Origin of the sequence: Mesorhizobium sp. LSJC285A00, assembly GCF_000503155.1 — a bacterium.
Classification (GTDB): domain Bacteria; phylum Pseudomonadota; class Alphaproteobacteria; order Rhizobiales; family Rhizobiaceae; genus Mesorhizobium.
Genome location: NZ_AYVK01000027.1, coordinates 131,793 through 158,277, shown reverse-complemented (window position 1 = coordinate 158,277; position 26,485 = coordinate 131,793). Strand labels below are relative to the sequence as shown.

At 62.8% G+C, this 26,485-nt stretch carries 21 protein-coding genes; 11 read left to right on the top strand and 10 right to left on the bottom strand.

Annotated elements, in window-relative coordinates; translation table 11 throughout:
• Positions 1–21 precede the first annotated feature (21 nt).
• Both X726_RS147440 and X726_RS147445 read right to left on the bottom strand, forming a co-directional pair.
• Positions 22–1,263 (bottom strand): sugar ABC transporter substrate-binding protein, encoded by a 1,242-nt coding sequence (locus X726_RS147440; protein WP_023752063.1) that lies wholly within the window; start codon positions 1,261–1,263, stop codon positions 22–24.
• Positions 1,264–1,332: 69 nt separating this feature from the next.
• Positions 1,333–2,388, bottom strand: coding sequence for a LacI family DNA-binding transcriptional regulator (locus X726_RS147445; RefSeq protein ID WP_023671563.1), 1,056 nt, complete (start codon positions 2,386–2,388; stop codon positions 1,333–1,335).
• A gap of 451 nt (positions 2,389–2,839) precedes the next feature.
• Between X726_RS147445 and X726_RS147450 the strand changes: the two genes are divergently transcribed.
• On the top strand, positions 2,840–3,781 hold the full coding sequence (locus X726_RS147450) for an AAA family ATPase (protein ID WP_023671562.1): 942 nt from the start codon (positions 2,840–2,842) through the stop codon (positions 3,779–3,781).
• Positions 3,782–3,804: 23 nt separating this feature from the next.
• On the top strand, positions 3,805–4,251 hold the full coding sequence (locus tag X726_RS147455) for a hypothetical protein (RefSeq protein WP_023671561.1): 447 nt from the start codon (positions 3,805–3,807) through the stop codon (positions 4,249–4,251).
• A gap of 151 nt (positions 4,252–4,402) precedes the next feature.
• Here X726_RS147455 and X726_RS147460 read toward each other — a convergent pair whose 3' ends face one another.
• The 3 genes from X726_RS147460 to X726_RS147475 form a co-directional block, all read right to left on the bottom strand.
• Complete coding sequence (locus X726_RS147460) at positions 4,403–6,268, bottom strand: DUF6119 family protein (RefSeq protein WP_023671560.1); 1,866 nt, start codon at positions 6,266–6,268, stop codon at positions 4,403–4,405.
• 128 nt (positions 6,269–6,396) lie between these two features.
• Entirely contained in the window at positions 6,397–7,296 is a 900-nt protein-coding gene (locus X726_RS1000000169365; protein WP_084630840.1) for an HNH endonuclease, read from the bottom strand.
• Positions 7,297–7,655: 359 nt separating this feature from the next.
• Entirely contained in the window at positions 7,656–8,549 is an 894-nt protein-coding gene (locus X726_RS147475) for a LysR family transcriptional regulator (RefSeq protein WP_023671557.1), read from the bottom strand.
• Positions 8,550–8,691: 142 nt separating this feature from the next.
• On the opposite strand from X726_RS147475, the gene X726_RS147480 reads away from it, so the two are divergent.
• The 9 genes from X726_RS147480 (at position 8,692) to X726_RS10505 (ending at position 19,667) form a co-directional block, all read left to right on the top strand.
• Positions 8,692–9,882, top strand: a complete 1,191-nt coding sequence (locus X726_RS147480) for an MFS transporter (RefSeq protein WP_031215163.1) — start codon at positions 8,692–8,694, stop codon at positions 9,880–9,882.
• Positions 9,879–10,349 carry a cyclophilin-like fold protein gene (locus tag X726_RS147485; RefSeq protein WP_023671555.1) on the top strand — a complete coding sequence of 157 codons (471 nt, stop codon included), beginning with the start codon at positions 9,879–9,881 and terminating at the stop codon, positions 10,347–10,349. The genes X726_RS147480 and X726_RS147485 overlap by 4 nt, the downstream gene beginning before the upstream one ends.
• A 19-nt stretch (positions 10,350–10,368) precedes the next feature.
• Complete coding sequence (locus X726_RS147490) at positions 10,369–10,764, top strand: cupin domain-containing protein (RefSeq protein WP_023671554.1); 396 nt, start codon at positions 10,369–10,371, stop codon at positions 10,762–10,764.
• A 22-nt stretch (positions 10,765–10,786) separates the two neighbouring features.
• Positions 10,787–11,803 carry a zinc-dependent alcohol dehydrogenase family protein gene (locus X726_RS147495; RefSeq protein ID WP_023671553.1) on the top strand — a complete coding sequence of 339 codons (1,017 nt, stop codon included), beginning with the start codon at positions 10,787–10,789 and terminating at the stop codon, positions 11,801–11,803.
• A 55-nt stretch (positions 11,804–11,858) separates the two neighbouring features.
• Positions 11,859–12,293, top strand: a complete 435-nt coding sequence (locus X726_RS147500; protein WP_023671552.1) for a lipocalin-like domain-containing protein — start codon at positions 11,859–11,861, stop codon at positions 12,291–12,293.
• Between the two features lie 30 nt (positions 12,294–12,323).
• Positions 12,324–13,502, top strand: a complete 1,179-nt coding sequence (locus X726_RS147505; RefSeq protein ID WP_023671551.1) for an arabinose transporter — start codon at positions 12,324–12,326, stop codon at positions 13,500–13,502.
• 307 nt (positions 13,503–13,809) lie between these two features.
• Positions 13,810–17,898, top strand: a complete 4,089-nt coding sequence (locus X726_RS147510; protein ID WP_023671550.1) for a Pls/PosA family non-ribosomal peptide synthetase — start codon at positions 13,810–13,812, stop codon at positions 17,896–17,898.
• Complete coding sequence (locus X726_RS1000000172410; RefSeq protein WP_023671549.1) at positions 17,898–19,022, top strand: GNAT family N-acetyltransferase; 1,125 nt, start codon at positions 17,898–17,900, stop codon at positions 19,020–19,022. The genes X726_RS147510 and X726_RS1000000172410 overlap by 1 nt, the downstream gene beginning before the upstream one ends.
• Before the next feature lie 90 nt (positions 19,023–19,112).
• Positions 19,113–19,667 (top strand): dihydrofolate reductase family protein, encoded by a 555-nt coding sequence (locus X726_RS10505; protein ID WP_023671548.1) that lies wholly within the window; start codon positions 19,113–19,115, stop codon positions 19,665–19,667.
• A gap of 168 nt (positions 19,668–19,835) precedes the next feature.
• Here X726_RS10505 and X726_RS147515 read toward each other — a convergent pair whose 3' ends face one another.
• From X726_RS147515 to X726_RS147535, 5 genes are all read right to left on the bottom strand, one after another.
• Positions 19,836–20,696: a patatin-like phospholipase family protein gene (locus X726_RS147515; RefSeq protein WP_023671547.1), complete on the bottom strand. Its 861-nt coding sequence runs from the start codon at positions 20,694–20,696 to the stop codon at positions 19,836–19,838.
• On the bottom strand, positions 20,693–22,069 hold the full coding sequence (locus tag X726_RS147520) for a pitrilysin family protein (protein ID WP_023671546.1): 1,377 nt from the start codon (positions 22,067–22,069) through the stop codon (positions 20,693–20,695). Before X726_RS147520 ends, X726_RS147515 begins: the two co-directional genes overlap by 4 nt.
• A gap of 188 nt (positions 22,070–22,257) precedes the next feature.
• Positions 22,258–23,613: a pitrilysin family protein gene (locus X726_RS147525; RefSeq protein WP_023747744.1), complete on the bottom strand. Its 1,356-nt coding sequence runs from the start codon at positions 23,611–23,613 to the stop codon at positions 22,258–22,260.
• 96 nt (positions 23,614–23,709) lie between these two features.
• Positions 23,710–24,264, bottom strand: coding sequence for a 16S rRNA (guanine(966)-N(2))-methyltransferase RsmD (gene rsmD / locus X726_RS147530; RefSeq protein WP_023671544.1), 555 nt, complete (start codon positions 24,262–24,264; stop codon positions 23,710–23,712).
• A gap of 47 nt (positions 24,265–24,311) precedes the next feature.
• Entirely contained in the window at positions 24,312–26,480 is a 2,169-nt protein-coding gene (locus X726_RS147535) for a pseudouridine synthase (protein WP_031215160.1), read from the bottom strand.
• Between the last annotated feature and the right edge of the window lie 5 nt (positions 26,481–26,485).

Below are 26,485 nucleotides of genomic sequence, written 5' to 3'. Positions count from 1 at the left end.
GGGAGGTAGGGGCGGCGCCGCTTACTTTTGCGGCGCCTGGTCGATGATCGACTGCATGGTCTCTTGTGCATTGGCGATGGCGCCGTCGACGTCGTCGCCGAAGACGACCTCGTTGATCATCTGCGTCCACGGACCGTTGGCCGAGTTGATCAGGTCGTTGAACACCACGGAATAGGGCGTGCGGCCCTTGGCCATGGCTTCGGCGGCGATCTGGTAGCGCGGATCGAGATCTTTCAGCGCCTCCTTGGCGATGTCGCCGCGCACCGGCAGGCTGCCGTATTTGGCCAGGATGGTCTGGCCTTCGAGCGAATAGGCGAAGTCGAGAAACTCCTTCACCACGGCGAGCTTCTTGGTGCCCTTGGTGACGACGAAATTGTCGCCGCCGGCAAACGACGACCAGCCGCTGTCCTTGCCCGGCAGGAAGGTGACGCCATAGTCGATATCCGGATACTGCGTGTTGAGTGCGCCGATGGCGAAGGCGCCGGACGGCGAAATGCCGATATTGCCGGTGGCGAAGGCGGCAAAGAAATTGGCGCCGGTGTCGGTCTGCGCGCCGGCCGGCACCAGATCCTTCTTGACCATAGAGCGGTAGAGGTCGATGGCGCCGCGCAGTTGCGGGCTGTCGAGCGTCGCCTTCGAGCCGTCCTCGGAGAGGATGTCGCCGCCCGATGCCCACACCAGCGGCGTGAAGGTGAAGATGTTGCAGCCGCCGCAATTGCCGGAGAAGTAGAAGCCCTTGATGTCGCCACCGAGCGCGTTGACCTTTTCGGCATCGGCCTCGATCTCGGCCCAGTTGGCCGGCCCCTTGTCGGGATCGAGCCCCGCCTGCTTGAACAATTTCTTGTTCCAGATCAGCACCGAGGCGTCGGCCGAGAACGGCAGCCCGTAAATGTGGTCCTTGTAGGTGCCGGTCTTGACATGCGCCGGCGACAGGCTGGCGAAATAGGGCAGCGATTTCGCCCAGTCGGTGATGTCTTCGAGCTGGCCGGCGGCGGCAAAGGATGGCGTGTAGATCAGGTCGAGCGACAGCGCGTCGGGCGCCGTGCCGCCGGCGGCGGCGGCGCCATATTTCGGGATGATCTCGGCATTGGGAATGATGTCCAGCTTGACCTGGTTCTCATGGCCCTTGTTGAAGGCGTCGACGATGCGCGGCATGAAGTTCGAGCCGTCGGCGCGAACCCAGATGTTGGCGGTGTCGGCGGCCATTGCAGGCAAGGCAATGATGCTCGCGGCGAGCGCGAACCCGGTAATCACGGTCTTCATGGTTTTCCTCCTCATGGTTCTGTTCTCCTCCCTGTTGCGGCGCTCCCTTAGATGGCGCCGCACGTTCTCCTAGCCGTCCAATGGGCGGCCGCATGACTGACGCACCACCAGCCGGCACGGCAGTTTTCGAATGCCCGGCGCGGCGGGTTCGCCACCGACGAGCGAAAGCAGTGTGAGGCCGGCCTCGCGGCCGAGCGCTGCCAGGTTCATGTCGACCGAGGTCAGCGGCGGGCGGGTTGCCTCCGCCACGATCTCCCAATTGTCGAAGCCGATGACGCCGACATCGCCGGGCACGCCAAGGCCGCGCTCGCGCAGCGCATCGATGACGCCGCGCGCGATCTGGTCGTTGCCGCAGAACACCGCATCGGGTTTCTCTCCCTTCTTGTTGAAGAGCGTTGGGCCGTCGAACAGCTTTCCGACGGCTTCATGCCCCCAGGCTTCCGACCACGAGCCGAGCAAGGGCTCGGTGACCGGCAGGCCGTGCGCGGCCAGCACATCGCGAAAAGCCTGTGCCCGCTCATTCACCACGGCAAAACTTTCGGGACCGCTGACATGGGCGATGCGCCGCCGCCCGAGGCGGCAAAAATGCTCGACCGCCAGCCGCGCTCCGCCGGCATCGTCGGAGACGAAGGCGATGGCATCGGGATCGGGCTGGCTGAAGGCGTAGATGACGGGCACGCCGAGATTGGCGAGGTCGACCGGCAGATGGCGGTCGATGCGCTTGCCGCTGGCGATGATGCCGTCGATGCGCTTGTCCAGCATCGCCTCGACATGCAGCTGCGCCAGCCGCGGATCGTCCTCGACATTGCACATGAACACCGAAACGCCGGCATCGACCAGCGCATCGGAAATGCCCGACATGACCGGCAGCGAAAAGCGGCCATAGGTGTCGTTGGTCAACAGGCCGACGGTAAAGGAGCGCCGCCGCAGCAGGCTCTGCGCCAGGCTGTTGGGGCGAAAGCCAAGCCGCTGCGCCGTCTCGCGAATGCGCTGCCGCGTCTCGGCGGTCATCCGCCCCTGCCCGTTCAGCGCCTTGGAGGCCGTGGCCACACTGACGCCAGCCATCGCCGCCACTTCACGCAGCGTGACGGGTTGTTTGGCGGGTGGTGGCGTGTCGGAGGCCATGTTTTGGGTGTCGGTCCTCGGTTTGGGAAAAGGTTTTCTCTTAGTGGGGCGGAGCATGTCGAGATGGGTGGTCGGCGGGTGCTGCGGGGTTTGGGAAAACGTTTTCTCAGAGGGAGATTAGGATGAGAATTTGGGGATGGCAAGAGGGATAGAGGGGTGACTGGCAGGCAGTTGAGCATGGTTCACACGATGCGACACCGGCTCGAAGCGGATATTCCCCTAACGGTAGCCATCTGCTGCCGCCAGCCGGAAATGGATACAAGGCATCGTAGACGCCGCCCAGCCAAACGATCATATCAGTCGCATGCCGGTGTTTGATGCTGTTGACTACAATGGCTGGCCACGAACGCGAAAGGCGGCGAGGGATAGTTCGTTGGTAGTCGGTCTTCAAGGAGGATATGGTGACAGACTCAGGCAAGAGAGATTAGATTGCACATAGCAGCGGGGATTTATGGCCAAGCGGGTGAGCGTAATAAATTTCAAGGGCGGCGTCGGGAAAACCACGCTGTCATTTCAGTTCGCCGCGGGGCTGGCTCGTTTCCATCGCAGCCGCGTGTTGCTAGTGGACGTCGACCATCAAAGCAGCCTTTCGATTGTTTGTTTAACTGCCCCAGTTTGGGGCCGTTCCATACAAGCAAATCGAACTATCAATGAGATTTTCAAACCGTTCATAGGTCAATCTGGCTCGTTACCCGGCGCTGGTATCATTGAAAAGAACGCCATAAAAACGGTTCCTGGCAACCACTACGCCTCACTGGATATTGTTCCAGCGAGCCTAGAGCTGGACGACGTTGAAATTGAGCTTACGGCATCTCATCATGGCAACGCGATACATTCCGAATGGGATAAGCGTACGCTAATTTGCAAGTGGCTAGAGACTGCTGGAATAGACGAATTATACGACTACATCATTTTTGATTGCCCGCCTGCCACGAAAATCGTTTCACAGAATGCCATCGCCGCCAGCCACGGATACATTCTTCCAGTTATCCCCGAGGCTGTCATGGAACGTGGCGCGCCACATCTAGTAAGCATGATTCAAAACGGTATCGACGTAAGGCTGAAGGCGCTAGCGACCATGGGGGCTAGCCGCCCCATGCATGTACCAGACACCCAATTGGTGGGCGTTGCCATAACCCGGATCCGCACTCACGGGGCGGCACATTCTGGATATGTTGACGACCATACGGTTCATCTTGCATCGCTGCAAAGGCGTTGGGGCCAGAATCTGCTACGGCCCTACATTGAAGAAGGGACAGGTGTGTCGCAGGCCCTTGCCGACGCGGTGCCTGTCTACGACCGAGCGAACACGCAGAACATTGGCGCGAGGGGCCTACATACAATGTACCGAAACCTCACCGACACACTAAAAGCACGGATTGACGCACTTTGAAGAGCAGAAGGAAAATTAGTGGTATGGCTGACCGGATCGCCAAGGGCCTATCCGATCAGGATGTGGTGCGATTTTTGAGACAGATGGTCACCTTGTACAAAGATCGCCGCAGTGGAAACCCTGCCCTAGCCGAAGCGTTAAGGAAGCTCGCCGATCGGCTAGAAAAGGAGGCTGCGGCTCAACGTGTCGATTCCTCCCCGGCGCAATCGTCCCTTTGGGTAACCCCGTCCACTGAAGAGTTAAGGGCCTACGACGACGACGCAATCTCGACATACATCACTGACGAGGCCCGTACGAAGCTGGATTTGGTCGAACTTGCGTTTGCGCGCTTTTCAATCCCGCGTTCAAAACTTCAACGGATGCCCGCCGCTGAAATTCGGGATGCAATCAGTGCAGCCCTCAAGCACGAACAGTCACTTAAGATAATTTCAGAAGAAGCCGAGCGATACGGCGCAAGTCGCCGTTCTTAGCGTGGAGGATAGGCGATCGCCGGCCAATCAAAAAACTGTCGGTGCGTTTCGCGCTTGACCAAGACCCATTCCTTCCTCGTTTGCGGAACTGTTCTGACACGCTGCCCGAGCAGCGCGCAATCACGTGCCTAAAATGCGTCCGCGCTGGCTGCTAAGCAGCTACTGAGTACGGCCAATGATGTGAAGATGAGTATTCATCTTCTTTCACCTTAACGGACACATTGAAGCGCGCGCCAGGTGCGCTGTCTGAAACAGTCTTAGGGCAGCGTCTGATATCGATGGTGGTATCGAGCCCTTGACCGTCCACCGCCCGAACAACCTTCTTCTTTCCGTCCTGCATCACCTCTACTAAGTAACTCTGGTAGGGCGCATGCCCACCCTTGGCTTCGCTGTGGTCTGGAATGAATGTTAGCGCGCAAGGAATTCGCGCGAAGTCAAGCCGCTGCATGTTTCTCATCAAGCTAAGTTTTGAGAAAAGCGGAAGATTTCCGGACGCGCCTGTCACGTCTTTATGAGTAATGATGCCAAATACGATCTTGTAGTCCGAATCCACAAACGGCGCTAGAAAATTTGCTGGATCAGCACCCTCTAGTTTTTGGGTAATGATCGCTTCCAACTTCTCTCGAGACGCGGCCTCGTGCGTGATCAGTTCAACAGAATTCACGCCCTGGTTGAACAGGTGACTGAGGTGCGATGAGCGCGTGGAGATCTTGATGTGATAAAATACGCCCCGTTGACCGGACCTCGCGATTGCATCGGCGCGCGCCGTGTAGATGTCGCAAGGTTCAATCGTTGTGCTTCCAGAGGGACTAATATCGGTCTGGTCAAGGCAAAGAAACCCTGCGTGCGCGGCCGCCATTGCCTCATTGTAGTTTGCTTCGCTGTAAACACGCTTTCCCTTGTTCATAGCGTCGTGGTTGTAGGGGCTTAGGTCGGTCATCTCGCACTTGGCATCCAGGTAGGTTCTCAGCCGCGCGGCAAAGGCCTTTTCAACCTTATACCAAGCGCCCTCACATAGATGATAGATCACGTCCTCGCCCGGAGGTTCTATGTCGAATAGAACGCTGCGATAAAGTCCATATGACTTATCGGGCAAACCTTCTGTGTCGGTGAGGATGAGACGGTATTCACCTTTAAGGGCATCCATAGTGAGATCAGCGAGACCCTCATCGCCGACGTATTCGTAGAACTGCTCAATGGAGATGTCGGGGTAAATCTGGCTTGGGCCCTCACCGCCCCCGAACATGCAGCAGGTGTTATCTTTGTAGTCGACGATGTCGGGAATGGTGAGTGTCGTCGCCCCGTCTTTCCCCCTGATCGAGGCAAGGAGTTGAGCATCCAATGGCGCAATATCGGCGGGATTGCGCACGGGTGTTATGTTTTCGATATTCGGGAACGAAACTTTGTATTCGTCACTCTCATAAAGTTTTAGAAAGCGACCGCATCGATCAGCCAGTTGATCTGGTTGAATTTTGAGGCTGATCTTTAGGCTAGCTGAGCCAGTAGCGCTTTTAAAAAGCTCCTCAAACTCCGGCTTCACCTTGCCGGTGAGACTCTTAATTATCTCGCTATTGGCGTCGAAATCGAGGTACGTCAATTCAGTTGAAATCGGGACTTGCGTGCGTTTTCGGCGCGCAGGTCCCGGTTCAACCATGTCAGCGCTTCGCAGTTCTTTGGGATCAAGCATGTTTAGGGTAACGCGCAAGCCGAAGTCATACTCGTAAGCGACATCCTTGAGATTGTGATGGACTTGCCCGAAACAGACTGCAAAATGGCGTTCGCCTACCGTCAAGAACAGGAGCGCCCCTTTGAACTCCTGCCAGATGTCATCCTCGATGCCGAAATACGAGCGCCACCAAGGGCGCTTTCGATCGGCATCAAGTAAATATATGACCGCACCTTTGGGCACGTGGTTGGCCTGAGCAGGCTCCAGCTCATGATCATCTACGAGAGAATTATTTGAATCGTAATTTTCACGCAGAAGATAAATAGAAAACGGCCTTGATTTTTCGGCCATGCCGCCCCCCCCTAGACAACCGATTACTTTTGTCAACAACTAACCACAGAAATATACATAAGACAACAACATGGCTACAGGCCAACAGAGAGTGGTGCAGGCGCCCTGCTCGACGAGTGACCCTTGACTCACTGCTTGAAGCAGTGCTCGCGGTGCCATCGTAAGAAATGGGGATGTGGGCGTTCGAGCTGTCGGCGGGGCGGAAGCGCTCGACGGGTTCTGTTTATGAATGCCTTCACGCTGCCGAGGTCATTGACCTGCCGTGAGATCAGTATTTCCAAGTCATCGGATAGACTGATCAATCCGCGATCGAACATCCAATGCGCTGTACCGGACAGTGAGATCCCATTGTTGATGATGTCAGGCCCGTTCGCTTCGACCGGTCGAATATGTGCGGCGGAAACCTCTGCTCTGCCGCCGCCATTTATCAACTTGAGTCCCGTGATTGCGCAGCGTTCATCATAGGCGCGCAAGACGACGCGACGGAAAATGCGATCCCGCACGATTCGCGATCCAATGTAACTCACACGATTGCGATTCTGCTCGAACTGGAATGGAGCCTGCTCATCCTGAAACCCGGACGACGCGCCGATCTCATCGACGCGCGGCAACAACGGCTCGCTGATGTCCAAACCCAGATCGACAATACGGTTGAAGTCGCTTGGGCTAATTGGGCGGACGGCAGATTGGGCGCGACCAGAATTTTGTCCTTCGTCATTGAGTACGCCTCGCTCAACGACACCGCCCGCCCCGTTGAACGGAACAGGATTGGCGAAATCAAGGTAGGATCCAGCCTCGATCAGAGCGAGGTACATGGCAGGCTTCACAGGATCAGGAATAACCTGTTGGACTTTGGCCATGGCGAAGTAGCCACGGGTGTCTTTTACCTTGCTGGGCTCGTAGTAGATGATCCAATCACCGACCCATGCTTCGACCCGACGCAAATACTGGCTGGGAAACTGGTATTGCTCAGCGGGGCTGTCATCGTAGATCGAATCTGAACGGTGAATGAAAACCCCGAATCCCATGATCTTTCTACAGTGCGTTCTGAGGTGGCTACCTCGGGCCTGATATCGAAACCCTATTGCGAGTTTAGTCTAGGCCAGAGAAGCGCCATCCCCGCAAGGGCCAACGAGCGGCCGGCCAAGACGCACTCACCCAGGTACACTCCAGAAACAAAATTCAACAGTTCGGAAAAACCGGCGAAAAGATCGGGTGGCACAGGCTTCCAAGTCAGGAATCCGGGTTCTTCCTTTTTGGAAGCCCTCCACCAACAAATCGCAGCGGCGCCCCTCGCCTGCTCCAGCGGCGGCATGAACAGCCGGGCGGTGCCCAGGTAGAACCTGCCATTACCGAGCTCAGCTTCATGATCCAACCAGTCCTTGGGTCAGATGCGATGGCGGAGCGCGTCGATGATCACCGCCATCGCAGGGGAGAGCTGTCGCCTGCTCGGGTAGTAGAGGTGATAGCCGGCAAAAGGCGGACTCCAGTCGTCAAGCACGAGCCTGAGGCGTCCGTCGGCGATGTGGTGGCTGACGAGGTTTTCCGGGACGTAGGCGATCCCGAAGCCGCTTGTCGCAGCCTCGATCATGGGAATGGACGAATTGAAGGTAAGTTGGCCTTCCACCCGCACACGTAGGTCGCGGCCATCCCTGGCGAATTCCCAGGCATACAATCCGCCGAACGTCGCCTGCCGCATATTGATGCAGTCATGGTCGACCAGGTCCTGAGGCGAGGTCGGAACCGGATGGCGGGAAAAGTAGTCCGGCGACGCCACGGCCACGAGCCTCCAATCCGGCCCGATGCGCACTGCGATCATATCCCTGTCGATGCTCTCGCCGAGCCGCACGCCTGCGTCGAAGCGCTCCTCCACAATGTTCTTCATGCCGTTGTCGCTGTAGAGCTCGACGCGCACGTCAGGATTGTCGTTGAGCAAGGGCTGGAGCTTCGGCCAGACGGTCGTCTGGAGCGCATGGTCGGACAGGGTGATGCGGACCGTTCCGGAGGGCTTGTCGCGGAAGGCCACCAGGCTTGCGAGGTCGGATTCGATTTCCTCGAAGCGGGGAACGAGAGATTGGAAAAGTCGCTCGCCGGCCTCGGTCGGAGAGACGCTCCGCGTCGTACGCGTCAGCAGGCGGACGCCAAGACGAGCTTCAAGCTCCTTGATTGTCGAACTCAGGGTCGACTGCGAGGTGCCGAGCTTGGCCGCCGCCCTGGTGAAACTGCGTTCGCGGGCGACCGCCACGAACCAGAGCAGATCCTTCATGCCATCGCGCTGCATAGGGCACCCCCCCGTCGGACATTCATATCATGAGCAGATAAGTCCATGCGGATTGCTTAGTCTACTTAAATGGGTTCTGCTGCAATATCTTCTGGCAGCGATGGCGGCTGATCCGTCCGGCCGCTTTGCCAGGATGCCAATCATGGAAACCACATACGACACAAGGCTTGTCGAAAACCGCGCCGCATGGGGCGCGGTGTTGTCGATGGCGCTGTGTGTTTTCGTGCTCATCGCGTCGGAATTCATGCCGGTCAGCCTGCTGTCGCCGCTAGCGGCCGATCTCGGTATCACCGAGGGCCGCGCGGGACAGGCGATCTCGATTTCGGGCGCTTTCGCCGTCGTGACCAGCCTGCTGGTCGCCGGCCTCACGCGCCACATCGACCGCCGACTGGTCGTGACCGGCTTCACCCTCCTCCTCATCGTGTCCGGTCTGGCTGTCACCTTCGCGCCGAACTACGCGTTGCTCATGGTCGGCCGGGCGCTGCTCGGTATCGCGATCGGCGGGTTCTGGTCGATGTCGACCGCGATCGTCATGCGCCTCGTGCCGCGAGACATGGTTCCGAAGGGTCTCGCCATGCTGAACGCCGGCAATGCCATTGCGGCCACCATCGCCGCGCCGCTGGGCAGTTTTCTTGGCGCCTATGTCGGCTGGCGCGGCGCTTTCTTCCTCGTCGTGCCGTTTGGGCTCCTGGCGCTGGTCTGGCAGTGGACAAGCCTGCCGCCGCTGCCGCCGCGCCGGCGGAAGCGTGCCGGCAATCCGCTGACGCTGCTCGGCCGTCTTCCCGTCGCCACCGGCATGGCGTCGATCATGATGCTGTTCATCGGTCAGTTCGCGCTCTTCACCTATCTGCGGCCCTTCCTCGAGAACGTCACCCGGCTCGACATCGCCGCCCTCTCGGCGGTCCTGCTGGCGATGGGGCTGGCCGGGGTGCTCGGCACATGGTGCGTCGGCCGGCTTTTGCGTACGCGTCTGTTCAGCATCCTCATCGTCATCCCGCTGGTCATGGCTGCGCTGGCCGCCGCGCTCATCGCGCTCGGTGCACTCCCGGGTCCCACAGCGCTGCTGCTCGTTGCCTGGGGCTTCTTCGGCATGGCCGCGCCGGTTGGTTGGGGCACGTGGCTCAGCCGAACGTTGCCGAACGACGCGGAGGCCGGCGGCGGGTTGCAGGTAGCCGTCATCCAGCTCGCCATCACCGGCGGCGCCGCGATCGGCGGCACGCTGTTCGATACGGTCGGCTGGTGGGGACCGTTCACCCTGGGCGCGGTGCTGCTCTGCGGATCGGCGCTCGCCGCCCTTGCCGCAGCGTATATGGCCCGGAGGTCTTTGCCATGACGATCGAACGTGCGCCGCTCAGCCGCCGGACATTGCTCGGCATCGCGCTCGCGGTGGCGGCCCTGCCTCGCACAGCCGCCGGCCAGGAAAGCCAATCTCCCGTCAGCCAGGAGCCCACCGAAATGAAGATCAGGATGGTTTTCAACGGCCGCACCATGACCGCCACGCTCTACGACAATCCCTCGGCGCGCGACTTCTTCTCCATGCTGCCGCTCGACCTCGAGATCGAGGACTACGCCCATAACGAGAAGATCGCCTATCTGCCACGCAAGCTGACGCAGGAGGGAAGCGGTCCGTTCGCCGACGAGCAGCCCTATGACCTGTGCTATTTCATGCCCTGGGGCAACCTGGCCATGTTCTACGCCCACTACCGCCATCCCGGGCTGATCAGGCTTGGCCGCTTCGACGAGGGCGAGCAGGCCCTGCACATTCGCGGCAAATTCCCGCTTCGCATCGAACGCATTTGAGGACGCAAAGGAGATCACCATGGACATTCTTCGCGCCGGCACCAGGCCTTCCGGCAAGGGACCGCCTGACTGGTTCACCGGAACGGTGCGGATCGATCCGCTGTTCAATCCCTTCGACGCCGAGCGGATTCAAGGCGCACAGGTGACCTTCGAGCCCGGCGCCCGCACCGCCTGGCACACGCATCCGCTCGGCCAGACGCTGATCGTCGTCTCCGGCCTCGGCCGCGTGCAGCGCCAGGGTGGTCCGGTCGAGGAAATCCGTCCGGGCGACGTCGTCTGGTTCGCGCCCGGCGAAAAGCACTGGCACGGCGCGTCGCCTCAGACCGCCATGACCCACATCGCCCTCCAGGAGGTCAAGGACGGCAAGGTCGTGGACTGGCTGGAACATGTCAGCGACGCCGACTACGGCGCCTGATCTCTCCTCGAAAGGAACCAACATGCTTGCAACCGTTCTTCACAAACCGGGCGACATACGCTGCGAGGAAATCGCCGATCCGAAAATCATGCGGCCGACGGACGCCATCATCAAGCTGTCGGCAAGCTGCATCTGCGGCTCGGACCTGTGGCCCTATCGCGGGCTGCAGCCGGTCGCCGGGCCGATGCATATGGGCCACGAATATTGCGGCATCGTCGTCGAGGTCGGCGCAGAGGTGCGCACGGTCCGCCCCGGCCAGTTCGTCGTCGGCTCGTTCTGCCTCTCGGACAACACCTGCCCGCATTGCCGCTTCGGCTTCCAGTCGTCTTGCGTGCAGCGCGAGTTCATGTCGGGCGCGCAGGCGCCTTACGCCCGCGTACCGCTGGCCGATGGCACACTGGTCGCCACCGCCGAGGTGCCGCCGGCCGAACTCATCCCTGACCTGCTGGCTGTGTCCGATGTGCTCGGCACCGGCTGGTATGCGGCCGACGCAGCCGAGGTCCGCGAAGGATCGACGGTGGTCGTGGTCGGCGATGGTGCGGTCGGCCTGATGGGCGTGCTTGCGGCCAAGGAGATGGGCGCCGAGCGCATCATCGCCATGAGCCGGCACGCCAGCCGCCAAAAGCTCGCCCGTGAGTTCGGCGCCACCGAAATCGTCGCTGAGCGCGGCGAGGAAGGCGTGGCCCGCATCAAGGAACTCACCAAGGGCGTCGGCGCGGACTCCGTGCTGGAATGCGTCGGCACGGGAGAATCCTTCGACCAGGCGCTGGCCTGCTCCCGCCCTGGCGGCACCATCGGCTATGTCGGCGTGCCCCATGGCGTGAACTTCGACGGCCAAAAACTATTCTTCGGCCAGAAACGCATGCTGGGCGGCCCGGCGCCGGTGCGCCGCTTCCTGCCTGACCTGATGGACCGTGTGCTGCAAGGTCGGATCAAGCCCGGCAAGGTCTTCGACCTCAAGCTGCCGCTGGCCGAGGTCGCTGAAGGCTACCGCGCCATGGACGAGCGTCGCGCCATCAAGGTCATGCTTTCGGTGTGAGCAAAGATCGGGCGGACGGCCTGTGCGCACCCACAACTCAGAAAAGGGACAACATATGACGATGAGATTGAAGATTGCCGCCCTTGCGCTTGCGCTTTCGGTCGCCACGCCAGCTTTCTCGCAAGAGCCTCCGATCATCGGCGCATGGCGCATGACGTCGCTGGAGGCCGGCGCCGAGGGAAACCTGAAGCCCGTGCCCTATTCCGGCCAGGTCATCTTCACCGAGGCCGGCACCCTCTCGGTGCAGGCGCAGAACCCCGACCCCAAGGCGCCGGACACGCCTTACACGGCGAATGGCTACGAAGCCTATTACGGGCCGGTCGCCATCAACGACAAGGACAAGACCTTCGTCATCACGATCGAGTCCTCCCTGGTCCGCAACCTTGTCGGCAAGAGCATGAAACGCAAATTCGAGGTCTCGGACAACAAACTGGTCCTCACGCCTGACAACCCGGCCGAAGGCTGGCGCGTGACCTACGAACGCTACTGATCCGAACAGTTGGATTACCGATTGACCAAAATGGCGCGGATATCAGACCGAAATGGCGTCATGGCGGAACTGACGCCGATCATGGCGGCTGTCTTCGCCGGCTTCCTGCTGATCGGCCTGGCGCTACCCGTCCTGCCGCTGCATCTTCACCAGCAGCTTGGCTTCGGCCCCTTCGCAGTGGGACTGGTGACGGGCAGCCAGTTCGTCGCCTCGATGCTGTCGCGCATCGGGGCTGGCAACTATGCCGATGGGCGCGGCGGCAAGCGCGCCGTCGTCGTCGGCCTCATTGCCGCTACCCTTGCCGGGCTATTTTACCTCGGCTCGCTGGCATTGCTCGACCGGCCGGTAGCGTCCGCATCGGCGCTGTTCGCCGGACGGGCGGTGCTGGGCGCGTCCGAGAGCTTCATCATCACCGGCGGCGTCGCCTGGGGCCTCTCCGTTGCGGGCGGACAGAACTCCGGAAAAGTCATAGCCTGGGTGGGCACGGCGATGTTTGCGGCGCTCGCGCTAGGGGCGCCGGCCGGATCTGCGCTTTATGCAGCGAGCGGTTTCACCGCGATCGCACTCGCGACGATCGTCCTGCCGCTGGCGACGCTGCTTGCCATCCTGCCGATGCGCGGCACCAGCGCCGTCGCGAGCAGCGCGCCGCAGTCATGGAGGAGCGTGGCGAAAGCGGTCTGGCTTCCTGGCGTCGGAGCTGCTTTCAGCAGCCTCGGCTATGGTGCTATTCTGGGCTTCGGCGCCCTGCTCTTCGCCGAGCGGAGCTGGCAGCCGGTATGGCTTCCCTTCACGGCCTATGCCGCGTCGCTGACCGTGGCAAGGCTGTGCTTCGGCCACCTGCCCGACAGGCTTGGGGGCGCACGCGTCGCTGTGATCTTCGTCGCGGTCGAGGCGGCAGGGCTGATGCTGATCTGGCTTGCGACCGGGCCTGTTGTCGCCGCGATCGGAGCGGGTCTGACTGGCCTCGGCTACTCGCTGGTCTATCCCGGCCTCGGCGCCGAGGCCGTAGGCCGTCTTCCGTCGCGCAGCCGCGGCCTGGCAATGGGACTCTACACCGTCTTCCTCGACGTGGCGCTCGGCTTCGGCAGTCCGGCGCTCGGCTTGGTCGCCGCGTCGACCGGGCAATTCGTCTTCTTCGCCGTTGCGGCGGCAACGCTTCCGGCGTTGGGCATCGCTCTGCTGCTGGGTCGCCGTAACGCCCCATCGTAGACAGCTCGCCGGCGCCGTCCGCATGAGGTTCGCTCATAGTCTCTTTCCGGGTTGCCACGGAGGCTGAACCCTCCCCCGCAAGGTGCAGCGAGCGGCCGGCCAAGCTCCCCGCCCAGACACACTCCAGAAACAAAATTCAACAGTTCGGAAAAACCGGCGAAAAGATCGGGTGGCATAAGCTTCCCGGTCGGGATTCCGGGCACTTCCTTTTTGGAAGCCCTCCACCAACAAAATCGCAGCGGCGGCGCAGTGCCTCCTCCAGCGGCGGCATGAACAGCCGGGCAATGCCCGGCGAGGACGAGAAAGTATGGACATGGACTACGATATCGCCGAACTGGACAGCGACGCGGCAACGGCGATCGGCAGCCTGGCAAGCATCGATGCGCTGGCAAGGATCGCTCGCGCCGCGGCAAGGGACGGCCAGGTCCTGACGGGCGCCGACTTTGCCCTGCAGCCGGGTGAGCGGCTCGATACGGTGTTCGAGCAGCTCGCCGTAACGTTTGCCGCACTGCCGGCGGTGATCTCCGAAGAGCGCGTGTGGACCTATCAGGAGCTGAACAGCCGTGCCAACCAGTTCGCCCGCATGCTGATCAAGCACGGCGTGCGGCCGGGCCACCGGGTCGGGCTCATTCTCGACCGGTCGGCGGAGACCTATGTCGCGTTGCTGGCGGTGATGAAGGCGGGGGCTGCCTTCGTGCCGCTGGCCACCGCGTTTCCGCAGGAGCGGATGGCGCTGATCATCGAAGACGCCGCCGTCAGCATGATCGTCACCATCGCCGCCTATGCGTCGCGCGCCGGTCAACTGCCCGTTCCCCATGTGCTGATCGACAGCGCCGCCGCCGAGATTTCCGCGCAGTCGCCCGCGCCGCTGAAGCCGCAGGCGGCCGACGACATTTGCTACATCCTCTATACCTCGGGCACCACTGGCAAGCCCAAGGGCGTGGTCATCACGCACCAGAGCTTCGTCAATTTCATACACGTCGCGGCCGCCTCCTACGGCTACCGGCCGGGCGACCGGGTGTATCAGGGCATGACCATTGCCTTCGACTTTTCCTCCGAAGAGATCTGGGTGCCGTTCGTCGCCGGCGCGACGGTGGTGCCGGCTCCTGGCCAGATGCCGCTGGTGGGCGAGGAACTGGCGGATTTCCTGCGCCTCCATGACATCACCTGCATGGCCTGCAGCCCGACATTGTTGTCATCGATGACATCGGACGTTCCCAGCCTGCGCACGCTTCTGGTGGGCGGCGAGGCCTGCCCGCACAATCTGGTGGTGCGCTGGTCGAAGCCGGGCCGGCAGATCCTCAACACCTACGGGCCGACCGAGGCGACCGTCACCGCAACGATGGGGGCGCTGACGCCGGACCGTCCCGTCACGATCGGCGCGCCGTTGCCGACTTACTCGATCGTCATTCTCGACGCTTCGCTGCCGCAACTTGCCGAGCCCGGTGAACTGGGCGAGATCGGCATTGCCGGCATCGGGCTCGCCGTCGGTTATCTGAACCGGCCGGACCTGACCGACCATAAATTCATCGCCGATTTCGTCGGCCTGCCGAACAACCCGTCGCAGCGCATCTACCGCACCGGCGATCTTGGCCGGATCAACGATAGCGGCGAGATCGAGTATGCCGGGCGCATCGACACGCAGGTGAAGATTCGCGGATATCGCATCGAACTCGGCGAGATCGAGGCGGTGCTGCTCGACCAGCCCGAGATCGCCCAGGCCGCCGTGACCACCTGGGAGATCGAGCCCGGCCGCGTCGAACTCGTTGCCTATTACGCGCTTAAAACCGGCGTAGCGGCGGTTTCCCGTGCGGATCTCGCCCAGACGATGAAGCGGCGGCTGCCCGACTACATGGTGCCCGCCTATCTGGAGGAACTGCCTGCCATCCCGATGACCGTCTCCAACAAGGTAGACCTGCGCCAGCTGCCGAAGCCGACGAGCATCCGGCTTTCGGCCGATCGCACGATGGTGCCGCCCGCCAATGAGGACGAGCGTTTCCTGGCGGAAGCGCTGGCCACGGTGCTGAAATTCGACGCGGTGTCGGTCGAGGATCACTTCTTCGACGATCTCGGCGCCAACTCCTTGCTGATGGCGCATTTCTGCGCGCGCGTGCGCACCAGGAAGGAATGGGCGACGACGTCGATGCGCGACATCTATCTCTATCCCACAGTGGCGCGCCTGGCGCTGCATCTGGGGGTAGCGGAGGAGATGACGACGGCAACCAACGAGCCGGTCCTCACCCGCCGGGCCTCGAACTTCGCCTACTGGACCTGCGGCGCGGCGCAGCTTTCGTTCTACGGCCTCTACAGCTACGTGGCGCTCTGGGCGATCAATGACGGCCTCAACTGGATGTATGACGCGCTCGACGATCCGCTGCAGCTCTATATCCGGTGCGTGGCGCTCTCGGCCGCCGTGTTCTTCGGCATGTCGGGCTTTGCCGTCCTGGCGAAATGGGTGCTCATCGGCCGGTGGAAGGCCGAGGCGTTTCCGGTCTGGGGCGTGCGCTACTTCCGCTTCTGGGTGGTCAAGACATTGATCCGAACCGCGCCCGTCGTGCTGTTCCGCGGCAGCCCGCTCTACAGCCTCTATCTGCAGCTGCTCGGCACCAAGCTCGGGAAAAACGCCGTCATCGAATCGAAGTCCGTGCCCGTCTGCACGGATCTTATTTCCATCGGCGCCAACACCATCCTGCGCAAGGAATCGATGATCCTCGGCTTCAGGGCCCAGTCCGGTTATATCCACACCGGGCCGCTGACCATCGGCCGCGATGCTTTCGTCGGCGTCGGCTCCACGCTCGACATCGACACCAGGATCGGCAACGGCGCCCAGCTCGGCCATTCGTCCTCGCTGCATCGCGGGCAAAGCATTCCCGACGGCGAGCACTGGCATGGATCGCCGGCGGTGCCGACCACGGCGGACTATTGCAAGGTGCGCAATGTCAATCCTTACCAGGTCCGGCGCTTCCTCTATGAAGCGCTGCAGCTGGTCGGCCTGTTTGGCCTCGTCACCCCGCTGCCGCTCCTGTTCCACAGCTACTGGGAATATGTCGGCGACGACTATCAGGAGACGATCGGCCTTGTCGCGATCGGCACCACGGTCACGCTTTTCGGCTATATCGCGGCGGCTTTCCTGGCAGCGACGCTGGTGCCGCGCCTGACGAGCCTGATCTTGAAGCCGGGCCGCACCTACACGCTTTACGGTTTCCGCTACTGGCTGCAGACCGTCGCCGAATTCGCCAGCAATTCCCGCGTGCTCGGGCTCCTGGCCGGCGACAGCTCGGCAATCGTGCACTACATGCGCGCCATCGGCTGGAACCTCAACAGAGTGGTGCAGACCGGCTCCAATTTCGGCTCCAACCAGCAGCACGAAAACCCGCTTCTGTGCGAGATCGGCACCGAGACCATGGTCTCGGACGGGCTGTTCATGATCAACATGCACAAATCCGCCTCGGCCTTCAGGCTCGAGCCGACGCGCATCGGCGAACGCAACTATCTCGGCAACAACATCTATTATCCGCCGGACGGCCGCACCGGCGACAACGTGCTGCTCGGCACCAAGGTGATGATCCCCATCGATGGGCCGGTGCGCGAGAATGTCGGCCTTCTCGGTTCGCCTGCGTTTGAAATCCCGCGCATGGTGAACCGCGACAAGGAGCTTATCGCCGGCGTCGACGAGGCCGACCGGCGCCGGCGCATCCCGCACAAGAACCGCCACAACCTGGTGACCATTCTTCTGTTCCTGGCAACGCAATGGGTCATGCTGTTCGTCACGCTGGCGATCTGGGACCGGGCGCTAAACTACTATACGGAATGGGCGGAGGTCGCCCTGTTCGCCGCCGTGCTTTTGACCTCGGCGATCACCATTCCGTTCTACATTCTGGTCGAGCGGGCAAGCCTTGGCTTTGGCCGGTTAAAGCCGCAGATGACGACGATCTACGACGTCGCCTTCTGGCGCCACGAACGCCACTGGAAGCTGGCGGATTCGCCGATCGTGCGCCTGTTCGCCGGCACGCCGTTCCGGCCGATGATCCTGCGCCTGCTCGGCGTCAAGGTCGGCAGCCGGGTCTATGATGGCGGCAGCAACCTGACCGAGCGCTCGCTGGTCGAGATCGGCGACGACGTCACGCTCAACGAGGGCTGCGTCATTCAGGCCCACTCGCTGGAAGAAGGCGCGTTCAAGTCCGATTTCATCCGCATCGGCGATGGTTGCACGCTCGGACCTTCCGCCTTTGTCCACTACGGCGTGGTGATGGGCAAAGGCTCGATGGTCGACGCGGACTCCTTCGTGATGAAGGGCGAAGAGCTGGAGCCCAACTCGATCTGGCGGGGCAACCCGGCCAAGCTGCATCGCTTCGTCGAGCCGGTGCCGGAGGATGGCGTCAAGGCAACGGCTTGATGAGCGCAGACATCCGCCTCGTTTCGGTGACTGCGGCCAACCGGGCTGTGGTCGCGGCCCTGGAGCTGGCCCCGGATCAGATGGATTTCGTCGCCAGCAATGCGGAGTCGCTGGACGAAGCCGAAACCGACGGGGACGCTCGGCCGCGCGTCGTCATGACAGGGGATCGCGTCGTCGGTTTCCTGATGTACGAGGCGCCGCAGGACGACGACGAGGCGCGGATCTACCGCTTCATGATCGGTCGCGTCCATCAGGGCCAAGGCTACGGCAAGGCCGCTTTGCGCGAAGTGCTGGATGAAATCATGCGGCTCGGCCACATCAGCCACGTTTCGATCTGCTACGAACCTGGGAATGAAGCGGCACGCCGCCTCTATCGCGCTGCCGGTTTCGTCGAAGAAGGGCCCGACGAGGACGGGGAAATGATCGCCGACCTCGCTCTGCGGGGCGAACAAGCCATGACGCGCCCGCCCGATGCCGGTGCCAGCCTGTCGGCGCATCTGCTGGCGGCGATGGCCGCCATGACGCCGGCCGGCGTTCGGATCGGATGCCGCACGATCCGCGAAGGCGATGAGAACCATTTGCTGCCGCAGGAAGCACGCTCCATCCCGTCACGCCTGCCGCTGATGCGGCGGGCGAGTGGCGCGGCGCGGTGGATCGCGCACGAGTTGCTGGCGGATATGGGCTTGAACGACGTCGCTATCCTCCGCGGCTCCTCCGGCGCACCGGTATGGCCTCATGGAGTAACGGGGTCGCTGGCTCACGACGACGAGATAGCCGTGGCGGCCGTCGCGCCGCTCTCCCACGTCGCCTCGCTCGGCATCGATATCGAGCCCGCTTTGCCCCTGCCCGACGACATCTTCGCGCTGGTTGCAGTCCCCGCTGACCGGATCGACGCAACCGACTCGTGTCTTGCCGGTCGCATCCTTTTTGCCGCCAAGGAAGCTGTCTACAAGGCCGCCTACCCGCTTGATCGCGAAGTGCTGGGCTATGAGGACATCACCGTCGATCTCGACGCAAGCGACGCTGTGACGAAGACGGGCCGCAGAGCGAGACTGGTTTACTGCGTTGCTCCGTGTGTGGTCGTTCTGGCGTTTGTCGATGGTGTCCGAAGCGCCCCCCTTTAAGCGCGATGGGCCAGCGCCCGACAGCAACGCCTGCTCAACAAAGCGCTTTTTTTCGCAGAGCGGTCGCAAAAGGCTCACACGGTTCGTCCTTTGACAGAAGAAGGAGAGCGCCATGAGAAACCTTATTATCACCGAGTCAGCATCGATGGCATCGCCGAGGTCGAGAAGCTGCCCAGCGTGACCTGGAACGATGAGATGCAAAGGTTCAAGGAGGACGAGCTTGCCGACAGCGGGGCCATGCTTCTGGGGCGCACGACCTACGAGATTTTTGCCGGCTCTTGGCCCAAGGAAACCGGAGACTTCGCCGACCGGTTCAATGCGCTGCCGAAATATGTCGCGTCGACAAGCCCGAAGGCACTCGACTGGAAACCGGCCGAGTTGCTGAAGGGTGCGTTGCCGGAAGCGGTTCGGGCGCTGAAGCAAGGCAGCGGCGGCAACATCTATGTGCATGGCAGCCTGAGCGTCGCGCGGGAATTGCTGCGCCATGGTCTGGTCGATCGCGTCAGGCTGCTGAGCTACCCTGGCTCCGTCGGGGAGGGCAAGAAGCTGTTCCCGCCCGATATGCCGGTGGCGTTGGAGCCGATCTCGACCGTACAGTTCAGCAATGGCGTGGTGGCGCTGGAATATGCGGCTGGGAGGGTGTGAGACGCTGGTGGGGTAATCTCCCCTTGAGGGGAGATGTCGCCGAAGGCGACAGAGGCGGTCGGTCCGTCCTGACGCAACCTCCTATCGACAGTAGGAGGTCTAGCTTCACGCGAGACGACCCCGTCTGGCCTGCCGGCCATCTCCCCCTCGAGGGGGGAGATCGGCAGCTCACCCTGCTTTCTTCCCCCGCTTGCCCTTGGCACGCGCCTCGACCACTCTTTCCACCTCCCGCTTCAGTTCGTCCTTGACCTCCTGCGTCTCGGCCAGCAGCGTGTCGATCTTCATGAAATCGAGCACGCGGTATTTCGACACCGGCGGGCGGATCAGTATGTCGGGGGGGCGCTGGTTCAGCTTGTGGGCGATGATCGACTGCATCATCAATTGCGTGGCGCCATACATCAGGTCGACCGTGGTCGGGTGCTTGCGCTCGGCCTCGCTAGGCGCGCCGACGACGTCGATGGCGATGATGATGTCGGCGGCGTTTTCGATGAGGTCGAACGGCACCGGATTGTAGATGCCGCCGTCGATCAGCACGCGGTCGTCGCGCGTCACCGGGCGGAACACCGCGGGAATGGCAGCCGAGGCGGCGAGCGCCGAATGCAGGTCGCCCTCGTCGAAGACGGCCAGCTTGTGACCGAAATAGTCCGTCGCCGTCACCTTGAGCGGAATCATCAGCTCGGCGAAGGTTTCCGGGATGGCTTCCGGCAGGAACGCCTTCAAGATGCGCTCTATGTTGAACTGGCTCACGCGGATGCCGCCCTGCATCGCCTCGGCGATGGTGCCGGGACGCGAGCGCCACATGCGCGCCGCCACCTCGGCGCGGCGGCCGAGGATCGAGCGGGCGTAGTCCTCGATGTCCTTGCCGCTCATGCCCGAGGCCATGCCGGCGCCCATGATGGCGCCGATCGAGGAGCCGGCGATGGCCACCGGCTTGATGCCGAGCTCGTCCAGCGCCTCGACGATGTGGATATGGGCGAGGCCGCGCGCGCCGCCGCCGCCAAAGGCGATACCGAAAGTCGGACCTGTCATTTGGCCTCCAGCTTCGGCCCGATGCTCATGATCGCGGGCGCCGGCGTCAGCAGCTTCTTCGCCGCTGCCTTGACCTGATCGAGCGTCACGCCGTTGATGAGCGCCGCGCGGCGCTGCACGTAGTCGATGCCGAGATTGTCGAGCTGCAATTCCACCAGGGTCGCGGCAATGGCGCTGGAAGAATCCAGATTGCTGATAGCATAGGAGCCGACCATGTATTTCTTGGTCGCGTCCAGCTCGGCCTCGGTCGGCCCCTCCTGCGCCATCTTCTTGACCACCTCCTTGACGATGGCGAGCGTCTCGGCGGCGCGGTCGGAACGCGTCGCCGTGGTGATGATCAGCGCATTGGAATGCTGGTGGTCGACCAGGTTGGAATCGACGGAGTAGGCCAAGCCGCGCTTTTCCCGCACCTCGTCATAGAGGCGCGAGGTGAAGGTGCCGCCGCCGAGAATCTGGTTCATCAGCACCGCGGGGAAGAAATCCGGCGCATCGCGCTTCACACCGGGGTAGGCAAACTGCAGCGAGGTCTGCGGCAGGTCGTAGTCGACCTCGAGCTGCTGGCCGAGCTTCAGCTCCGTATCGGCAACCGGTTGCAGCACCTGCTTTTCCGGCAGATCGCCGAAGACCTCATCGAGCTTCCGTTTCAGCGTCGCGGCATCTATGTCGCCGACCACCGCAACATGCAGGCCGCTGCGGGCGAAATTGGCCTTGTGGAAGGCAGCCAGATCCGCTGCCGTGATGGTGGCGATGCTGTCCTTGGTGCCCTGGTCGGGCCTGGAATACGGATGTTCGCCATAGATCGCGCGCAGCCATTTGGTTTGCGCGACGGTGTTGGGGTCACGCTCATTGGCGATGATGCCGGACAGGATCTGGGCGCGGATGCGGTCGATCGGCGCCTGGTCGAAGCGCGGGCTGGTGACCGCCAGCCTGAGCAGGTCGAAGGCCGCATCCTTCTGCTCGGCCAGCATCCGCATCGCGCCATAGGTGCCGTCGCGCGCCGCTTCGAAGCCCATCTCTGCGCCGGCATCGTCAAGCTTGATCTGGAAGGCCTCGCTGTCGAGGTCGCCGGCGCCCTCGTCGAACAGGCCGGTCATCAGATTGACCAACCCTTCCCGCCCCGCCGGATCCTGCGTCGAGCCGCCATCGAAGACGAAGCGGATGGCGATGATCGGAATGGAGTGGTCCTCGACCAGCCAGGCATTGACGCCCTTTGACGAGGTCACCGGTTGGATGTCCATCGCGTGCGCGGCAAGCGCCGGCAGGATGAGGAAGAAGATGCCGAGGAACAGTGTGGCGAGGGCGTGGAGAACCGCGATGCGCCTATGAGTAATCGCATCAGGCCATTGATCGCCAAGGTCAGCTCCGCCCCTCATCCCGCTGCCGGGCACTTCTCCCCGTATAGTGACGGGGAGAAGGGGTCTCGCCGCGACGCTGGCGCTCTTCTTACGACGCTGATGGTTGGCGAAATCGACGATGACAGCGCCCCTCTCCCCGTCACTATAGGGGGAGAGGATGCCGGCAGGCAGGTGAGGGACAGCGCTAACGCTCAATCTCGTCATCATCAATTCCCCGCCTGTTGCTGCGGCAAGAGATAGCCGGTCGTCGTACGATCGAGCAGCAGATAGCGTGCGGCGACCGCCTTGATCTCATCGGCGGTGACCTTGCGAATGCGGTCCGGCCATTCCTCGATATCCCTGACGTTGCCGCCGGTGGCGAGCTCGGCGCCGTAGAGATTGGCCATCTCGTCCTGCTTGTCGCGGGCGAAGATCATGGCCCTGATATAGCGGGCCTTGGCCTTCTCCAGCTCGTCCGCGGTGACGCCGTCCTTGACGATGCGGGCGATCTCGGCCTCGACGGCCGCCTCGACGTCGCTCAGCTTGGCGTCGCCGCGCGGCGCGCCATAGACGGTGAAATTGGTGGCGTCGAGCATCGTACCCTGGAAGAAGGCGCCGGTCGCCGATGCGATGCCTTGCTTGACCACGAGTTGCTGGTAGAGCCTGCTGCGGCTGCCGCCGCCAAGGATCTCTCCCAGCAGGTCGAGCGCCTCGGCCTCGCCGGGTTTTGCCGTGTGGTAGGACGGAACCACCCATTGCGTCGAAAAGCTCGGCACCGAAACGCGCCCATCGGTGAGCGTCACCGTGCGCTTGGTGTTCTGCTCCGGCTCGACCGGGCGGATGCGCGGGGGCAGGTCGGGACCGCGCGCGACCTTGCCATAGGTTTTTTCGGCCAGCGCCTTCACGACCTCCGGCTCGACATCGCCGGCCACGATCAGCACCGCATTATTGGGGCGGTAGTATTTGTCATAGAAGGCAACCGCATCGGTGCGGTTCAACTGCTCCATCTCCTGCATCCAGCCGATCACCGGAATGCGGTAGGGCTGGTTCTGCCAGAGCGTCGCGTCGACCTCTTCGTCGAGCACCGCCTGCGGATTGCTGTCGATGCGCGCGCGGCGCTCTTCCAGGATCACGTCGCGCTCGGTCTTGATGACCTCGTCGGTCAAGATGAGGTTGCGCATGCGATCGGCCTCGAAGCTCATCATCTCACCAAGTGCCGAGGGCGCCACCGTCTCGTGGAAGGCAGTGTAGTCATATGAGGTGAAGGCGTTGTTGGAGCCGCCGATGGCCGATATGGCGCGGTCGAACTCGCCCGCGGCGTGGTTGGTCGTGGCCTTGAACATCAGGTGTTCGAAGAAGTGCGCTATGCCGGACTTGCCTGGCGGCTCGTCGGCGCTGCCGATCTTGTACCACACCATATGGGTGACGATGGGGGCGCGATGATCGGGAATGACCACCACCTCCATGCCATTGTCGAGCAGGAAGTTGGCCACCTTGCCATCATCCGCGGCCAGGGCCGGGCCGGCCATGGTCAGCGCGGTGGCGAGCAAGGCTCTCCGCAGCCATTCAGTATGAAATGTCATTGATGGCTCCGGTTGTTATCGCGCGACGATAGGCAAGGTTAGCCGCGGAGGCAAAGTGAATTGTGCGTCATTTTGAAGGCGCCGATCGCCCCACCCTTACGCAAGCTCGATGAACCGGACCACCGTCTCGCCGTAGTTTCGTTCATCAACCACCGAGAATTCCGGCCCAATCTCGAAGGGCGCCGAGGCGGCTTCCTCGACCACGCAGAGCGCGCCGGGCAGCAACCAGCCGCCATCCCTGGCCGAGCGCAGGGCGCGCTCGCCAAGGCCCTTGCCATAGGGCGGATCGGCGAAGACCAGGCCGAATGCCGCAAGCGTACCGGCCTCACCCAGGGCGGTCGCGTCGCGGCGGAAGATCTTGGTGCGGCCGGTAAGGCCAAAAGCTTCGACATTGGTGCGGATCAGGCCGCGCCCTTCGGCCGATTCTTCGATAAAGACGCCATAGGAAGCGCCGCGCGACAGCGCTTCGAGGCCGAGAGCGCCGGTGCCGGCGAAAAGGTCGAGCACACGCGCGCCGTCGAGCTTGTCGGCAAAGCGGTGCGCCAACACGTTGAAGACGGCCTCGCGGGCGCGGTCGGTCGTCGGGCGGATGGCATGGTCGCGCGGCGTCGCCAGCGGACGCCCGCGAAATTGGCCGCCGACGATTCTCATTTATGCCCGGGTCTCATTTAAGGCCGGATCTCATTTAAGTCCCGGCATCATCTGGTCCTCGGGCCCTTGGGACCGTTGCGTGGCCGCTCGCCGCCCCGACTGCCATCCGGACGCTCGCCACCCGGCTTGCCGAACGGCTTGGCTCCGCCCGGCTTGCCATAGGACGGCTTGAACGACGCCTTGCGCGCCTTGGCCTCAGCCGCCTTGGCGGCATCGGCTTCCGCCCTGCCCTTGCCGATCGGACGCGCGCCCGGCGCCATCCAGACATTAGCCTTGCGCTGGCCCGGCGGATCGATCGGCCGCTGCTCGCGCTCGGGCTTCTTGCCGCCGCGCGGTTTGTCACCAAAGGCGCCGCGCGGCTTGTCGCCGAAGCCTCCACGGGGCTTGTCGCCAAAATCGCCGCGCGGCTTTTCGCGAAACTCGCTGCGCGGCTTGTCCGAAAACTCGCTGCGCTCAGGTCTCGGGCCGCGTTCGCCAAAGCTCTTTTCCGGCCTCGCGCCCCTTTCGGGACTGGTCGACAGCTTGCCGAGCGCTTCGTCGCGGCTGCCTTCGCGGCGCTTGCGGTTCTTGATCAGACCGCCCTCGCCGATCGGCCGATGGTCACCCTCGCGGGTGACTTTCGGCCGTTCCGGCTCCACGTCACGCTCTCGCCGCACCGGCTGGTTGGAAAACGGCTTGATGATCTCGGCGTCGAAATTGGCGCCGGATTCCTCGACCAGTCGCTCGCCGAGCTGGTCGCGCAAGACGCGGCCCTTGATCTCCAGCACATGGCCTTCGGCGAGATCGTCGAGCTGGAACGGTCCGTAGGAGATACGGATCAGCCGCGTCACGTCGAGGCCGAGCGATCCAAGGATGTTCTTCACTTCGCGGTTCTTGCCTTCGCGCAGGCCGATCGTCAGCCACGCGTTGGTGCCTTGTTCACGATCGAGCGTCGCCTCGATGGCGCCGTAGAAGACGCCGTCGACGGCAATGCCTTCACGCAGGCCTGCGAGCATGCTTTCCTCGACCTTGCCATGAACGCGCACGCGGTAACGGCGCAGCCAGCCAGTGGCAGGCAGTTCGAGCACGCGCGACAGACCGCCATCATTGGTGAGCAGCAGCAGGCCTTCGGTGTTGATGTCGAGGCGGCCGATGGTCATCAGCCGCGGCAATTCGGCCGGCAGCACGTCGAACACGGTCTTGCGGCCCTCGGGGTCGCGGTTGGTGGTAACGACGCCGGCCGGCTTGTGAAACAGGAACAGGCGGGTGCGCTCGATCGGCGGGATCTCCATGCCGTCGAGATGGATGATGTCGCCCGGCATGACGTTGAAGGCCGGCGAGGTCAAAGCCCGGTTGTTGACCTTGACACGGCCCGCCGCGATCAGGTCTTCGGCGTCGCGGCGCGACGCCAGGCCGGCGCGGGCCAACCGCTTGGCGATACGCTCGCCGGCTTCTTCCGCATCTGCCGGACGCGGGCGCGGCTTGAAGGCGCCGCCAGATGCTTGCGGCCGGTCACCACCGAAATCGCGCTTGGGGCGATCGCTGAAGTCACGCTTGGGACGATCTCCGGCGTCGCGCTGCGGGCGATCGCCAAAATCGCGCTTTGGCCGGTCAAAACGCTTTTCGCCCTCGGCGGAAGCAGGCCGATCGCCACGCGGTGCGTAGGGCTTGCGCGGCCCTTCACGCTTTTCGAAAGGCTTGCCTTCGGGACGCGGCCCCTTGCTGAATGGCCGATCGCCGCCCTTGAAATCGCGCTTTGGCCGCTCGCCATCGGCCGCAACCGGCCGATCGCCGCGCGGTGCATAGGGCTTGCGCGGCCCCTCGCGCTTTTCATACGGCTTGCGTTCACCCTCGGCCGCCATAGGGCGATCCCCACGCGGCGCATAGGGTTTGCGCGGCCCTTCGCGCTTTTCATACGGCTTGCGCTCGCCTTCGGCTGCCATCGGCCGGTCACCGCGTGGTGCATATGGCTTGCGCGGTCCCTCGCGCTTTTCGAAGGGCTTGCCTTCGGAACGCGGACCTTTGCTGAATGGCCGGTCGCCACTTTTGAAATCGCGCTTGGGCCGCTCGCCCTCAGCCGCTGCGGGCCGGGCGCCTCGCGGTGAATAGGGTTTCTTGGCCCCGAAGGAGGGTTTGCCGCTTTTGCCGGCGGCGCCATCGCGGCGCGGCCCCGCGGCTCCAGGGCCGCTTTTGCCCGGGCCTTTGTGGCGCGGAGATTTCTTGTCGTTGTCGTCCATGTGGC

Coding starts and splice junctions, on each gene's coding strand:
- X726_RS147480 (WP_031215163.1), top strand. CDS start 8,692: ATGGAAACCACATACGACACAAGGCTTGTCGAAAACCGCGCCGCATGG.
- X726_RS147535 (WP_031215160.1), bottom strand. CDS start 26,480: ATGGACGACAACGACAAGAAATCTCCGCGCCACAAAGGCCCGGGCAAA.
- X726_RS147525 (WP_023747744.1), bottom strand. CDS start 23,613: ATGACATTTCATACTGAATGGCTGCGGAGAGCCTTGCTCGCCACCGCG.
- X726_RS147440 (WP_023752063.1), bottom strand. CDS start 1,263: ATGAAGACCGTGATTACCGGGTTCGCGCTCGCCGCGAGCATCATTGCC.
- X726_RS1000000172410 (WP_023671549.1), top strand. CDS start 17,898: ATGAGCGCAGACATCCGCCTCGTTTCGGTGACTGCGGCCAACCGGGCT.
- rsmD (WP_023671544.1), bottom strand. CDS start 24,264: ATGAGAATCGTCGGCGGCCAATTTCGCGGGCGTCCGCTGGCGACGCCG.
- X726_RS147495 (WP_023671553.1), top strand. CDS start 10,787: ATGCTTGCAACCGTTCTTCACAAACCGGGCGACATACGCTGCGAGGAA.
- X726_RS147460 (WP_023671560.1), bottom strand. CDS start 6,268: ATGGCCGAAAAATCAAGGCCGTTTTCTATTTATCTTCTGCGTGAAAAT.
- X726_RS147520 (WP_023671546.1), bottom strand. CDS start 22,069: ATGAGGGGCGGAGCTGACCTTGGCGATCAATGGCCTGATGCGATTACT.
- X726_RS147505 (WP_023671551.1), top strand. CDS start 12,324: ATGGCGCGGATATCAGACCGAAATGGCGTCATGGCGGAACTGACGCCG.
- X726_RS147500 (WP_023671552.1), top strand. CDS start 11,859: ATGACGATGAGATTGAAGATTGCCGCCCTTGCGCTTGCGCTTTCGGTC.
- X726_RS147515 (WP_023671547.1), bottom strand. CDS start 20,696: ATGACAGGTCCGACTTTCGGTATCGCCTTTGGCGGCGGCGGCGCGCGC.
- X726_RS147445 (WP_023671563.1), bottom strand. CDS start 2,388: ATGGCCTCCGACACGCCACCACCCGCCAAACAACCCGTCACGCTGCGT.
- X726_RS147490 (WP_023671554.1), top strand. CDS start 10,369: ATGGACATTCTTCGCGCCGGCACCAGGCCTTCCGGCAAGGGACCGCCT.
- X726_RS147510 (WP_023671550.1), top strand. CDS start 13,810: ATGGACATGGACTACGATATCGCCGAACTGGACAGCGACGCGGCAACG.
- X726_RS147485 (WP_023671555.1), top strand. CDS start 9,879: ATGACGATCGAACGTGCGCCGCTCAGCCGCCGGACATTGCTCGGCATC.
- X726_RS147475 (WP_023671557.1), bottom strand. CDS start 8,549: ATGCAGCGCGATGGCATGAAGGATCTGCTCTGGTTCGTGGCGGTCGCC.
- X726_RS147450 (WP_023671562.1), top strand. CDS start 2,840: ATGGCCAAGCGGGTGAGCGTAATAAATTTCAAGGGCGGCGTCGGGAAA.
- X726_RS147455 (WP_023671561.1), top strand. CDS start 3,805: ATGGCTGACCGGATCGCCAAGGGCCTATCCGATCAGGATGTGGTGCGA.
- X726_RS1000000169365 (WP_084630840.1), bottom strand. CDS start 7,296: ATGGGATTCGGGGTTTTCATTCACCGTTCAGATTCGATCTACGATGAC.